The organism is Bacillus safensis FO-36b (assembly GCF_000691165.1).
Lineage (GTDB): Bacteria > Bacillota > Bacilli > Bacillales > Bacillaceae > Bacillus > Bacillus safensis.
Map to the genome: position 1 here is coordinate 13,412 of NZ_ASJD01000018.1, position 14,118 is coordinate 27,529.

Consider the following 14,118-nt stretch of genomic DNA (forward strand, 5'->3'; position numbering starts at 1 on the left):
ATTTCTTCTTTCTTTCAAGAAATGGTATACAGACAAAAAGTGGATTCGATGAAAAGGGAGGAGTTAGATGTCTGATTTCGATCAGCTTGTAAAAGAACAAATGCAGCTCATGGATCAGCTGCTCGATGTGCAGGGAGAACTCGATCTATGCTTAGAAACAGAAAAACAATTGCAGCAGGATGAAAAAAAAGAAGAGTGGCATAGGCTTTGTGATCAGATCAAACAGAAACGTGAGGAACTGCAAAAAGTGCAAACCTTATTTACAAAACAGACAGAAGAGGTCATCAACTCATATAAACAGATGGAAAAGAGTTCTAGCGTGATGTAAGTCAGTGTGCCGTTCAATTGGGTTGAATGGCTTTTTCATTTCATTTTTTAATGATGTAACGGTATAATATAATAGAGACATGTTTAGTTGGGAAATTAGGTCTTTGGACTGTTAGGTTTGTTTGTTATAGAAAGTAGGGGAGAAAATATGGGCTATCCCAAGGAAGGAGAAACCATCCAAATTCAAAGCTATAAACATAATGGCTTGATCCACAGGATTTGGAATGAAACCACCATTCTGAAAGCAACGGAATTGTGTATCATTGGTGCAAACGACCGTACAATGGTGACTGAATCCGACGGCCGTACTTGGATGACGAGAGAACCGGCTATTTGCTATTTCCATGCAAAACAATGGTTTAATGTAATTGGGATGCTTAGAGATGATGGGGTATATTATTACTGCAACATCAGCTCTCCTTTTGCGACAGATGATGAGGCAATTAAGTATATTGATTACGATTTAGACGTCAAAGTCTTTCCAGACATGACGTACAATATTTTGGATGAGGACGAATATGCAGATCATAAGAGGCAGATGAATTATCCAAAAGAAATCGATAGTATCTTAAGAGAGCATCTGAATACATTACTGCATTGGATTCACCAGCGGAAAGGTCCGTTTGCTCCTGAATTTGTGGATATGTGGTATGAACGTTTTTTACATTATACAAAATAAGCAAGAGCATCAAAAAACCTGTTTGGCTTTTTAGGCTAACAGGTTTTTGACTGCGTACGGATAAGAGGCACTGATAGATTGGGAAGGAGATTTACATGGGGGTCATTAAACGCTACATGGCTTTTGTAACACCGTATAAAAAACAGATTGCATTGACAATGGTCATCGGAATGATTAAGTTCTCGATTCCCTTAACCTTGCCTCTGCTTTTAAAGTATGTCATTGATGATGTCATTCAAGGCTCGGGGTCAGCTGAAGAAAAGACATCAACTCTACTGATCATAATGGGAATCATGCTCGTATTATTTTTAGTGTTGAGGCCGCCTGTTGAATACTATAGACAATACTACGCTCAGTGGACAGGCAGTAAGGTATTATTTGATATTCGGGAAAAACTGTTCTCGCATATTCAAAAGCTAAGTCTTCGTTATTATGCCAACACGAGAACAGGAGAAATTATTTCAAGAGTGATCAACGATGTGGAGCAGACAAAGGAATTTGTCATCACAGGGCTCATGAACATTTGGCTGGATATGATGACTGTACTGATCGTGATCGCTATTATGTGTACACTGGATCTGAAGCTCACCATCGTGTCTGTCATTATTTTTCCGCTATACGCGTTTGCAGTAAAGTATTTTTACGGACGGCTTCGCAAGCTGACAAAAGAGCGGTCACAGGCGCTGGCTGAAGTGCAAGGGCATCTGCATGAGCGGGTACAAGGAATGCCGGTCATTCGCAGCTTTGCGATTGAAGAATATGAACAAGAGAATTTTCATGATGAAAACAAAAATTTCTTAAACAAAGCAATCAACCATACGAATTGGAACGCCAAAACATTTGCCGTCGTCAATACCATCACTGACATTGCACCGCTGTTAATCATTGCATTTGCTGGCTACACTGTGATTAATGGATCGCTTTCGATTGGGACCATGATCGCCTTTGTCGGCTATATTGACCGGATGTACAATCCGATTCGCCGTCTCATTAACTCATCCACGACGTTAACCCAGTCCGTTGCATCAATGGATCGGATCTTTGAGTTTATTGATGAGCCATATGAGGTCACAGACCGGCCGAATGCAAAAGAAGCCAATCATTTAAAAGGAGAGGTAGAGTTTAAAAATGTGTCGTTTCGTTATGAACACACGCAGGAAGAGATTCTGCACAATATCTCCTTGAAAGTAGAAAAAGGACAAACGGTTGCGCTTGTAGGAATGAGCGGTGGAGGGAAGTCGACACTCGTCAGCTTAATTCCAAGGTTTTATGATGTCACAAACGGGTCACTTGAAATTGACGGCATTGATATCAAAGAGTACAAAGCAAGAAGTCTTCGAAATCAAGTCGGAATGGTGCTGCAGGATACATTCCTATTCAGTGACACGATTAAAGAAAATATTGCGGTTGGTGACCCTGAAGCACCTTTTGAAAATATCGTGTCGGCTGCAAAAGCGGCAAATGCGCATGATTTTATTATGTCTCTTCCTGAAGGATATGACACGAAAGTAGGAGAACGGGGCGTGAAGCTGTCAGGCGGACAAAAACAGCGGATTTCCATTGCAAGGGTATTTCTTAAAAATCCACCGCTTTTGATTTTAGACGAAGCGACGTCTGCACTTGATTTAGAAAGTGAGCATTACATTCAAGAAGCGATGCAAAAGCTGGCGAAGGATCGCACAACCTTTATTGTCGCACACAGATTATCAACCATTACACATGCTGACCAAATTGTGGTCATGGAACAAGGCGAAATTGTGGAAAAAGGAACACACGAAGAATTAATGAACCGAGACAGCCACTATCGTCATTTATTTACCATTCAAACTTTAAATTAGTAGAAGCCTATCCGATTCTAGCGGATAGGCTTTTTTATGCTTGTCAAAAACATGACATATTTCCCAGCTTGTCTCAATACAATTTTAAAAAGTATGACGGGGTGGTGAATATGTGAAAGAACAAGACGTGCTGCTAGATGTCAAACAGCTGTCCATTGCGTTTCAGCAGAAAAAGCAAAAAGTGCCCATCGTCCATCACATATCGTTCTCGATTCAAAAAGGAGAAACGTTAGGGATTGTGGGCGAATCTGGCTGCGGGAAAAGTATCACAAGCATGTCATTAATGGGTCTGAATCAGCAAACTGATACAACGGGCGAGGTTTATTTCGAAGGGCAAAATCTGCTGTCACTTTCAGAGAAACAGTGGCGAGAGATAAGAGGAAATGACATTTCGATGATTTTCCAAGAGCCAATGACATCTCTGAACCCATTAATGACCATCGGCAAACAAATGACGGAAGCCCTTTTTACACATCAATCAATCGGTCAGAAAGAAGCAAAAGCGAAGGCGATTGATCTTCTTCAAACAGTTGGGTTGAAGCAAGCGGAATCGTTACTTAAAAAATACCCACACGAATTATCAGGCGGCATGCGCCAGCGAGTCATGATAGCGATGGCAATGCTTTGTCATCCAAAGCTCATGATCGCTGACGAACCGACAACTGCACTTGATGTGACCATCCAAGCGCAAATCCTTCGTTTGCTCAAAAAGCTGAACGAAGAGATGGACACTGCTATTTTATTTATTACCCACGATCTAGGCGTCGTGCGGCAAATATGCCAGCGAGTCATGATTATGTATGCCGGTCGAATTGTAGAAGAAGGAACCGTTGACCGTATTTATCAAAAACCTCTGCATCCCTACACGAAAGGTCTTTTCGCCTCAGTTCCATCGTTTAAAGAGAAAAAAGAAAAGCTCATCTCTATTGCAGGTCATGTGCCTAAGCCAGGGGCCATCCGGTCCGGCTGTCAATTTGCACCACGCTGCCCATATCAAATGGCGCAATGTCTTGAAAAAGATCCAGTCTTACAATCCATTGAACAGAATCACCGCGTGGCATGTTTTCTAATGGAAGGAGGAGAAGACACTGAGTCACCCACTTTTGCAAGTGAATCAGCTGACAAAACGGTATGACACAGCCGCTTTTTTTTCTAAACATAAACAATCGACTTTGGCTTTAAATCAAGTGTCCTTTCACGTGAAGGAAGGAGAAACGCTTGGCATTGTTGGTGAATCAGGCTGCGGGAAATCAACACTTGGCAAAAGCCTAATGAGATTGACTGAACCGACGTCAGGCTCTATTCAATTAAAAGGGCAGGAGATCACCCTTCTAAAAGAACGAGATATGCGTTCCTTAAGAAAAGACATTCAAATGATCTTTCAAGATCCATATGCTTCTTTAAATCCAAGAATGAAAATCAAAGATATTTTAGAGGAACCACTGATTGTCCATCAGCATGGGACGAAAGCAGAAAGACGGAAACGGGTAAAAGAGATGCTGCACATTGTTGGATTTGATCCTTCCTACGGAGAACGTTATGCGCATCAATTCAGCGGCGGGCAAAGGCAGCGTATCGGTATTGCTAGAGCACTTATTACGCACCCAAGTCTTGTCATTGCCGATGAACCAGTTTCGGCTTTGGATGTATCCGTTCAAGCGCAAATTTTGAATTTGATGCTTGAATTGCAAAAGACGCTTTCTCTGACGTATCTGTTTATTTCTCACGACCTTGGGGTTGTCAGATATATGAGTGACCGGATCGCCGTCATGTATGCTGGGCGCATTGTCGAGATGGGGCCTGCCGAAGATGTGTTTCACAGTCCGCTTCATCCCTATACGTCGCTGCTTCTGAAATCCATTCCACATATGGATCACGTACTAGAGGCGCAAGATGTGGCAGCAGAAGAGACCACAATGACGGAACGCGGCGGCTGTCCTTTCTACAAAAGGTGTCCAAAAAGATTGGAGAAATGCCTGAAAGCAGTTCCTGCTTTGTATGAGGAGGCACCGGGGCACGCAGCCGCGTGTTATTTATATCAAAAGGAGGAACACAATGAAGAAGACATGGTTATTCAGTAGTTTCATTTTTGTGCTGGCACTGGCGCTCTTTTTAGGGGGATGCTCGTCTTCACCGACATCAGAAGAAAAGGCAACAAAAGATACCCTCGTATTTGGCAGAGGGGGAGATTCCACTTCGCTAGATCCAATCACAACAACAGAAGGCGAAACCTTTAAGGTCACAGAGAATATATTTGAAAAGCTCTTGAATTACGGTGAGAAAGACACGACCATCCATCCTGGCCTCGCAACAGAATGGGATGTTGCAAAGGACGGAAAGTCATACACGTTCTACTTAAGAAAAGGTGTGAAATTCCACGATGGCACAGACTTTAACGCAGAAGCAGTGAAATTCAATTTTGAGCGCTGGATGAATGGAGACGCAGAAAAGTTTCCTTACTATGGTATGTTTGGCGGCTATAAAAAAGATAAAGGGCATGTCATTAAAGACATCATCGTCAAAGGCGAGCATGAAATTGAATTTCAGCTAAAGCGCCCGCAGGCGACATTCCTCAAAAACATTGCTATGTCACCATTTGGCATCGCAAGTCCAGCGGCTGTTGAAAAAAGCGGCGATTCATTTAGAGAAAATCCAGTGGGGACAGGACCATTCAAGTTTAAAGAGTGGAAGCAAAACGACCGTATCGTGTTAGAAAAGAACAAGGATTATTGGCAGAAGGATAAGCCAAAGCTGAATCAAATCATCTTCCGCTCCATTCCAGAAAACTCTGCTCGTTTAAATGCCCTTAAAACAGGCGAGATCGATTTAATGGATGGCGTGAATCCGTCTGATTTAGATGGCATTAAAACCGACAAAGCACTCCAGCTCATTGAAAGACCATCGATGAACGTAGGCTATATCGGACTGACTGTCACAAGAAAGCCGCTTGATAACAAGCTCGTTCGTCAGGCACTCAATTATGCGGTCGATAAAGAATCGATTATTGAGTCATTTTATGGCGGACTTGCTGAGCCAGCAAAAAATCCATTGCCTCCAGCTTTAGAAGGCTACAATGACGACATTGAGCCATATCCGTATGATCCAGAAAAAGCGAAAGAACTATTAAAAGAAGCGGGCTTCCCTGATGGCTTTCGCATCAAGCTTTGGGCAATGCCTGTACCACGTCCATACATGCCAGATGGGATGAAGGTAGCAGAAGTCATTCAGTCAAATTTTGAAAAGGTCGGCGTCAAAGCAGAAATTGTCACATATGACTGGGCGACCTATTTAGATAAAGCAAGTAAAGGGGAAGCAGATGTGTTCTTATTAGGCTGGACAGGGGACAATGGCGATCCTGATAATTTCATTTACACACTGCTGGACAAAGACAGCATTGGCGGCAACAACTATACATTTTTTCAAAATGATAAAATGCATGACATTTTAATTGAAGCGCAAACAGACACAGATCAAAAGAAACGAAATGAGCTGTATAAAAAAGCGCAGGAAATCATTCATGACGAAGCGCCTTGGATTCCATTGGTGCATTCGATTCCAATGCTTGCCGCTTCTAATGATTTAAAAGGCTATCAGCCGCATCCAACTGGTTCTGAAGCTTTAACTGACGTGTATTTCGAATAAGCAAATAAGGGAGATCTTGTATCTCCCTTATTCAAACAAAGAAAAAGGCGGTGAAAGCTGTTTGTTTGCTTATTGTATGAAGCGGGCAGGAATGCTCATCCCAGTACTCATCGGAATGACATTGGTCGTGTTTTCAATTATTCGTTTTATACCTGGAAATCCAGCGCAGGTCATCTTAGGACAGCGGGCAACGAAAGAGGCAGTAGAACAATTAACGATCCAGCTCGGTTTAGATCAGCCATGGTACGTTCAATACGGTCATTATATGCTTGGCCTTTTAAAAGGGGATTTAGGAACTTCCATTCGAACAGGAGCGGCTATTGCCCAGGAAATGAAGCCCTACTTATTTGCGACGTTAGAATTGACCTTTTTTGCCATGGTGCTGGCGATTGTTGTGGGAGTGAATGCCGGAATCATTAGTGCTTGGTTTAAGCATTCTTTCTTTGATTATGCCGCGATGTTTATTGCACTCATCGGAGTGTCCATGCCGATTTTCTGGTTAGGTTTAATGGGGCAGTGGCTGTTCTCGATCGAATTAGGTATTTTGCCGACAACAGGCCGAGAAGATGTAAGGAATCCAGTCGAGTCGATCACGTATATTCATACACTGGACACGCTTTTGCAAGGCCGGTTTGATCAATTCACTGACAGCATCAAGCATTTGATCTTACCAAGTACAGCACTCGCAACAATTCCTGCTGCGATTATTGCGAGAATTACAAGGGCAAGTATGCTGGAAGTGCTTCATTCAGACTTTATTCGAACAGCAAAAGCAAAAGGAGTACATTCATTTTTTATCATTTATCAGCATGGCCTGAAAAATGCGCTCATTCCGATCTTGACGATTATTGGTCTTCAGACAGGCCTCTTGCTTGGTGGAGCGATTTTAACAGAAACCATTTTTGCTTGGCCGGGAATCGGACGGTATATATATGACGCCATCAGTTATCGTGATTACCCAGTCATTCAAACAGGTATTCTTGTCGTTGCGCTTATATTTGTCCTGATCAATTTCATTGTGGACATCTTGTATGCGGTCATTGATCCAAGGATTAAATATTAGGGAGGGAGAGTGACAATATGGAAGCACAAAAAGAGCTTGAACCACCTCAGACAAAAGATGAACGCTCTCAATCATTGATTCTTGAATCAATGAAGCAGTTCTTTCAGCACAAGCTGGCGGTCATTGGCAGTGTGATTGTCTTTTTATTTCTGATCCTAGCGATCTTTGCACCGCTCATTGCTCCTTATGGAATCAATGAGCAATCACTTGGTGAGCGATTTAGTGCCCCTTCAGCTGCGCACTGGTTTGGTACGGATGATTTCGGCAGAGATATATTTTCAAGAGTTGTGCATGGAGCACGGATTTCCTTATGGGTCGGTTTCTTCTCGGTTCTCGGGTCTGTCATTTTAGGCACACTGCTTGGATTGATAGCAGGCTATGGCGGAAGAGTGCTAGATGCTGTGATCTCCAGACTGTTTGATATTTTACTCGCTTTTCCTAGCATTCTATTAGCGATTGCTATTGTCTCCATCCTAGGCCCCTCCTTACAAAATGCCCTTATTGCCATTGCGATAATTAATGTCCCAACCTTTGGACGGCTCGTTCGTTCAAAAGTGCTGAGTATTAAACAAGAAGAATACGTGCTGGCAGCAAAGGCGGTGGGGATGTCACACCGCCGCATCGTACTGCGTCACATTCTGCCAAATAGTATGGTGCCAGTCATCGTACAGGCAACACTAGCGATCGGAACGGCAATTATTGAGGCAGCGGCTTTAGGCTTTTTAGGATTGGGTGCACAGGCGCCAAGTCCAGAATGGGGGAAAATGCTCGCCGATGCGAGACCTTATCTCGTTCAAGCCCCCTGGACATTATTCTTCCCAGGAATAGCGATCATGCTGACGGTTCTAGGCTTTAACCTGATGGGAGATGGATTAAGAGACACACTGGATCCGAAAATGAAGAAAATAAAATAAGACCGATTCTCAGAATCGGTCTGCAGGCAAACCCTCGCATTCGGTGTCAGTCCTGCGTGCCGGTGCTCACGAATACTCAATTCGCTCCGCTCCGGTACTCGTTCTTCCTAGACTGCAAAGGTTTTCAGGTTACGCTGAAAAGAAGACAAAGAGCTAAAATCAAGATCATTTTAGCTCTTTGTCAACAATTTAAGACCGATTCTAGGAATCGGTCTTTTCTGTTTATGCTTCTTTTTCTTCTGTCTCAATTTCACTATCTTTTGGGTGATACGTCTGGAAGCTTGTAATCAATGTATCTAAATGCTCTAATTCATCACGGTATTCGATGATGCTGGACATGACATTCAGCATGTTGTAATCGAGCAAGTCGTTTTCTTGGTTTTGCTGATGCTGAATAAATGATTTCGTTAACGTCTCAAGGCGAAGAGAGCATTCATTTTGAAATTCATCATCCTGCGGCTTCATTTTTCCGACGAATTTCATCAAGGTGCGCTCATGCCAATACAGTAAATAATCAATTTCATCCGTTAAGCTTTCCCTGAAATGCTCTGGCATTAAATGAATTTCATTCTCTAATTTATGAAGCTTTTTCAGTAAATACAGAGCGCGATTCGATGTCATAATGGCCTGCCTGAACAAAACAAGCTTTCTTGATTTGACATACGTGGTTTTCTTTAAATAGCTTCGTTCTTCTTTGTATAGCAAGTAAATATGATCTAATTTGATCATGCGTTCTTTTATTTGATCGATGTCATCCTTTAATGTGGAATGATCAGTAGACTGTCTGGAGCTCAGACGGATCCATTTTAAAATCTCCTCCGTATTTTCCATAATGTGATGAACAAGCTTTGTTTCATATTTTGGCGGCAGGAAGATTAAATTCACTAAAAATGAAGAAAGAACTCCTAACACCACTGTAGCTGTTCGGATTAGGGCAAAGGAAAGGAAATGATCCCCTGCACTTTCTAAAATCGCGATGACGGTTACAAGTGCAATCGGAATCGTGTGTTCAATCTTCAGCTTTAAATTAATGGCGATGACCATGACGGCGGTTAAACCGATAATGACTGGTCCTGTGCCAAAAAGCAGACCGAACGTAATGGCAAGCGCTGCTCCAATAATATTGGCTTGCACTTGATCAACAATGGTTAAAAAAGATCGATAAATAGATGGCTGGATAGCAAATACAGCTGCAATTCCCGCGAAGACGGGCGTTGGCAACCCAAGCCATGTTGCCAGGTAAAGCGCGAGTACAATGGCAATACCAGTTTTTAAAATACGGGCTCCAAGTTTCATTGGTTTTGTCCCTGCATTCCTTTCTTTTCGATAATAGATGATCACTCGTCATTTATCATTCATATTTTGATGAAACAACTAAGTAATATACAGCGGTCTTCCGAAATATTCAAGTGATTTTTGAAAGTTCATGAAAACATCAAAAGAAGGTATTGAGAAGAAATGTAACAGATTCGCACGCTTTTGACAAACAAGAGCTGGTAAATAAAAAAACAGGCGCATGTTTTTACGCCTGTTTGGGACTTCATTATGATTGTTTCAGCTGTGCAAATGCATGATCTACTGCTTGCAGCGTCTCAGAAATATCTTTTTCAGTATGTGCGATCGTTAAGAACCAAGCTTCATATTTAGAAGGAGCGAGGTTAATGCCTTGCGCGAGCATTAATTTGAAGAAACGGGCAAACATTTCGCCATCCGTATTTTCAGCCTGCTCGTAGTTCACAATCGTTTCTGTTGTGAAATAAATTGTGAGCGCTCCTTTTAAGCGATTCACTGTAATATCTACTTGATGCTTTTTGGCATGGGCTAAAATGCCTTCTTCTAACATAGCGCCAAGCTGATCAAGACGCTCGTAAACGCCGTCTTCTTTTAACAATTCCAAGCAGGCAATACCTGAAAGAATGGATGCAGGGTTTCCTGCCATTGTGCCAGCTTGATAGGCTGGTCCAAGCGGGGCAACTTGTTCCATAATTTCTTTTTTACCGCCGTAAGCGCCGATAGGAAGTCCGCCGCCAATAATTTTTCCTAATGCAGTGAGGTCAGGTTTTACTTGAAGCAAATCCTGTGCACCGCCATACATAAAGCGGAAAGCGGTAATGACTTCATCATAAATCACCAGTGCGCCTTTTTCATGTGTGAGGTCATTGACCTGCTGCAGGAAACCGTCCTTAGGTTCTACGATGCCAAAGTTCCCGACAATTGGTTCGACAAGGACAGCTGCTATTTCATCTCCCCAGCGATCTAATGCTTCTTTATAGCTGTCAATATCATTAAATGGAACGGTAATGACTTCATTGGCGATACTCTTTGGTACGCCTGCGGAATCGGGTGTTCCTAAAGTGGAAGGACCAGAGCCTGCAGCCACTAGCACAAGATCAGAGTGGCCGTGATAGCATCCGGCAAACTTAATGATTTTTGTTCTGCCTGTATATGCGCGAGCCACTCGAATTGTTGTCATCACCGCTTCTGTACCTGAATTGACAAAACGAACTTTGTCTAAAGCAGGCATGGCTTCCTTCAGCATTTTAGCAAAAGTGACTTCATGCTTCGTTGGTGTTCCGTAAAGGACACCTGTTTCAGCCGCTTTCGTGATGGCTTTTGTAATATGCGGGTGGGCGTGTCCTGTAATAATTGGACCGTATGCTGCCAGATAATCGATATAGCGGTTTCCGTCAACATCCCAAAAATAAGCGCCTTCTCCTCTTTCCATCGCAACGGGTGAACCGCCGCCTACTGCCTTATATGAACGAGACGGGCTGTTGACACCCCCAACAATGTGCTCCAGCGCCTCTTGATGTAATTTTTCTGATTCTGTGAATTTCATAAATAGCCTCCTATCTCAACGTATCACGTCGTCTATCATTATTTTAACATGCCGATGCAAGCGTCCTTAGTTGAATATCCTCTCAAAATTGGATAGGCTAATTAAAAAATAGGTTGGAGGGATTGTGTCATGACAATCGAAGTAGGGCAGCAAGTACCTGACATTGAATTAACCGGTGACAATGGGGAGAAAGTAAAGCTTTCTGATTTTAAAGGAAAACATATTGTTCTTTATTTCTATCCAAAAGATATGACACCAGGCTGTACAACAGAAGCATGTGATTTCCGCGACCGCCATCAAAGCTTTGCAGAATTAGATGCTGTCATTATCGGCGTAAGCCCAGACAGTCAGGACAAGCACCAAAAGTTTAAAGAAAAACATGATTTGCCGTTTCTTCTTCTTGTAGACGATGAACAGAAATTGTCTGAAGCCTTTGGGGTATGGAAGCTGAAAAAGAATTTTGGCAAAGAATATATGGGAATCGAGCGTTCAACGTTTCTTATTAATAAAGAAGGCACGCTTGTGAAAGAATGGCGAAAAGTAAAGGTAAAAGACCACGTAGAGGAAGCGCTTGAGGAATTGAAAGCTCACGCTTAATATCCTCACAGGATGAGATCGGCAGTCATGCCGGTCTTTTTTGTAAAGAAGAATAGGTAAAAAAGAGGATTGTAATTGACAAAGTTTCGGCTCTGGGGGTACACTATTTATAAAGATTATAATATAAGAATATTTTTGAAGAGAGGTGCATGATGAAATGGCTGCTCACGAACTAAAAGACGCTTTAGATGCTCTAAAAGAAACCGGTGTTCGAATTACTCCGCAGCGCCATGCCATCTTGGAGTTTCTCGTAAATTCTATGACACACCCAACCGCGGACGATATATATAAAGCACTTGAAGGAAAATTTCCAAACATGAGTGTCGCAACGGTTTACAACAATTTACGAGTCTTCCGGGAATCTGGATTAGTAAAGGAATTAACGTATGGTGATTCCTCAAGCCGATTTGATTTTGCGACATCTGACCACTACCATGCGATTTGTGAAAACTGCGGAAAAATCGTAGATTTTCACTATCCTGGCCTTGATGAAGTTGAACAGCTTGCATCCCATGTGACAGGCTTTAAAGTCAGTCATCATCGCTTGGAGATCTATGGAACTTGTCAAGAATGTGCGAAAAAAGAAAATCATTAATGAAAAAGCTGACCGTTTAAAAGGTCAGCTTATTTTTATGACTTTTTTCGATTGTAGGATTCATCAAACTCTTTACCTTCTAATGCTGGATCAAGTGTAAGCGGCTCCCTGCAATGCATGCACATGTCAACCCGCCCAAGCACTTTTGTTTCCTTCTCACAGCCTGGACAAACGACACGTACTGCCTTCGTAGAAAGCATACCAATCCAAAAGTAAACGGCTGTACTTAATCCAATCGATAAGACGCCAAGCAGCATAAAGAAAGTCGACAGCCAAATCGATTCCTTGAAGAACACACCGATATACATGATCAGAAAGCCAACAAAAACCAAACTAAGTGCAAATGTTCTGATTTTATTAATCTTACTGGAGTATTTCGCCATCCCTAGTCCCCCTTATCTCCAATATAGCACATTTTACCTTTCCGTTTGAATTAGTTATAGAGTTTTGTGAATAAATTGCTTATAATGATTCAATGATCTTTTTTCATGTATTGAAGGAATTTTGATTCTATGAGGAGAAATACATAGCATTAGAGAAGAACCTTACACCCGAGTATTGGAGGAATCACTATGGAAAATCTTCTCCGTCCTATTTATCAAGAGAGAGCAAGCCATCCAGACACATTAGCTGTGATTATAGTAGAAAGAAGACATAAAGTATCTTCTGAGACGGATAACTTTGATGCAGCACTTTTGGTCATCGTAAAAGAAGCGGAAGAGCCGTTATTTATCAAGCACTATGAATCCGATCACCAAACAGCTTCTTTAAATGTTGTCACAGATGATCAACTGAAGGAATGGATTACCCTCGGCACTAACCGCCGAATCATCGATTGGATTTTGAATGGAAAAGTCCTGTTTGATCGAAATGAATATATCTTCAACTTAATTGATGAACTAAGTACATTCCCGTTTTCAAACCGCAAGCTCAAAATCGGTTTAGAATATGGCAAGCTCATTCGCAGATATATAGAAGGAAAAGCATTTTTTGAGTCAAATCAATTCCTTGATGCATATAATTCCATTGTGCATGCCCTGCATCACCTAGCACGTATTGAAGTAATTGATAAAGGCTTCCACCCAGAAGTGACCGTTTGGAACCAAGTGCGTCATATGGAACCTGAAGTATACAAACTTTATTCAGAACTGATTGAAAGCCATGAAAGTCTGCATAAACGTTTGGAACTTTTATTTTTAGCAAATGATTTTTTGATCCATTCAAAAGCAGAAATTGGTGCCGCTCATTTGCGTCATGTCATGGAACAGAAGGATATATGGCTTTTTGGTGAGCTTCTTGCACACCCTGATCTAAAGTATTTCACGCCTGACCTTAGCGTCATGATTGATTTCTTTGTGGAAAAAGGAATTGTTCAAGTGGAGCCGATTGAGACAAAGGGTCAAAAAATCTATCATCGAGGATATTTTGTGAAAAAAGATATTGACGCATGAATATTATGATGGTATATTATTAAACGTCGCTAATGAGCAACTGAGTTGCTTTGAAAGAAAAGCTGACAAAAAGAAATTCTAAAAAACGCTTGACGCACACGGTGCTCAAATGTTATATTAAGAAAGTCGCCTCTGAGCGATAACGAAGATGATCTTTGAAAACTAAACAAGAC

14 protein-coding genes are annotated in these 14,118 nt (G+C 41.9%); 11 read left to right on the top strand and 3 right to left on the bottom strand.

The window, feature by feature from the left end:
- The first annotated feature begins 67 nt into the window (after positions 1 to 67).
- From BA81_RS18300 to BA81_RS18335, 8 genes are all read left to right on the top strand, one after another.
- The gene (locus BA81_RS18300) at positions 68 to 328 is read left to right on the top strand and encodes a YgaB family protein (RefSeq protein ID WP_034284208.1); all 261 of its coding nucleotides are present in this window, start codon (positions 68 to 70) and stop codon (positions 326 to 328) included.
- Between the two features lie 147 nt (positions 329 to 475).
- Positions 476 to 1,006: a nucleoside tri-diphosphate phosphatase gene (ntdP, locus tag BA81_RS18305; protein WP_024425209.1), complete on the top strand. Its 531-nt coding sequence runs from the start codon at positions 476 to 478 to the stop codon at positions 1,004 to 1,006.
- 95 nt (positions 1,007 to 1,101) lie between these two features.
- Positions 1,102 to 2,844 (top strand): ABC transporter ATP-binding protein, encoded by a 1,743-nt coding sequence (locus tag BA81_RS18310; protein ID WP_034284209.1) that lies wholly within the window; start codon positions 1,102 to 1,104, stop codon positions 2,842 to 2,844.
- Positions 2,845 to 2,956: 112 nt separating this feature from the next.
- A complete protein-coding gene (locus BA81_RS18315; protein WP_034284211.1) occupies positions 2,957 to 3,979 on the top strand; it encodes an ABC transporter ATP-binding protein in 1,023 nt (340 codons plus the stop codon).
- Positions 3,948 to 4,925, top strand: a complete 978-nt coding sequence (locus tag BA81_RS18320) for an ABC transporter ATP-binding protein (RefSeq protein WP_080701254.1) — start codon at positions 3,948 to 3,950, stop codon at positions 4,923 to 4,925. The genes BA81_RS18315 and BA81_RS18320 overlap by 32 nt, the downstream gene beginning before the upstream one ends.
- On the top strand, positions 4,900 to 6,486 hold the full coding sequence (locus BA81_RS18325; protein ID WP_034284213.1) for an ABC transporter substrate-binding protein: 1,587 nt from the start codon (positions 4,900 to 4,902) through the stop codon (positions 6,484 to 6,486). The genes BA81_RS18320 and BA81_RS18325 overlap by 26 nt, the downstream gene beginning before the upstream one ends.
- A 61-nt stretch (positions 6,487 to 6,547) precedes the next feature.
- Entirely contained in the window at positions 6,548 to 7,549 is a 1,002-nt protein-coding gene (locus BA81_RS18330) for an ABC transporter permease (RefSeq protein ID WP_034284216.1), read from the top strand.
- Positions 7,550 to 7,566: 17 nt separating this feature from the next.
- Positions 7,567 to 8,463, top strand: coding sequence for an ABC transporter permease (locus BA81_RS18335; protein ID WP_034284214.1), 897 nt, complete (start codon positions 7,567 to 7,569; stop codon positions 8,461 to 8,463).
- 222 nt (positions 8,464 to 8,685) lie between these two features.
- Here BA81_RS18335 and BA81_RS18340 read toward each other — a convergent pair whose 3' ends face one another.
- Complete coding sequence (locus BA81_RS18340; protein ID WP_034284217.1) at positions 8,686 to 9,759, bottom strand: FUSC family protein; 1,074 nt, start codon at positions 9,757 to 9,759, stop codon at positions 8,686 to 8,688.
- Between the two features lie 247 nt (positions 9,760 to 10,006).
- Positions 10,007 to 11,302 carry a glutamate-1-semialdehyde 2,1-aminomutase gene (locus BA81_RS18345; RefSeq protein WP_034284215.1) on the bottom strand — a complete coding sequence of 432 codons (1,296 nt, stop codon included), beginning with the start codon at positions 11,300 to 11,302 and terminating at the stop codon, positions 10,007 to 10,009.
- Positions 11,303 to 11,431: 129 nt separating this feature from the next.
- On the opposite strand from BA81_RS18345, the gene bcp reads away from it, so the two are divergent.
- Both bcp and perR read left to right on the top strand, forming a co-directional pair.
- Positions 11,432 to 11,899, top strand: a complete 468-nt coding sequence (bcp, locus tag BA81_RS18350) for a thioredoxin-dependent thiol peroxidase (RefSeq protein WP_024425791.1) — start codon at positions 11,432 to 11,434, stop codon at positions 11,897 to 11,899.
- A 157-nt stretch (positions 11,900 to 12,056) separates the two neighbouring features.
- Positions 12,057 to 12,494, top strand: coding sequence for a peroxide-responsive transcriptional repressor PerR (gene perR / locus BA81_RS18355; protein ID WP_012009347.1), 438 nt, complete (start codon positions 12,057 to 12,059; stop codon positions 12,492 to 12,494).
- Positions 12,495 to 12,529: 35 nt separating this feature from the next.
- On the opposite strand, the gene BA81_RS18360 is transcribed toward perR, so the two are convergent.
- Positions 12,530 to 12,877 carry a YgzB family protein gene (locus tag BA81_RS18360; RefSeq protein ID WP_024425201.1) on the bottom strand — a complete coding sequence of 116 codons (348 nt, stop codon included), beginning with the start codon at positions 12,875 to 12,877 and terminating at the stop codon, positions 12,530 to 12,532.
- 189 nt (positions 12,878 to 13,066) lie between these two features.
- Between BA81_RS18360 and BA81_RS18365 the strand changes: the two genes are divergently transcribed.
- The gene (locus tag BA81_RS18365; protein ID WP_024425790.1) at positions 13,067 to 13,945 is read left to right on the top strand and encodes a nucleotidyltransferase-like protein; all 879 of its coding nucleotides are present in this window, start codon (positions 13,067 to 13,069) and stop codon (positions 13,943 to 13,945) included.
- Positions 13,946 to 14,118 lie beyond the last annotated feature (173 nt).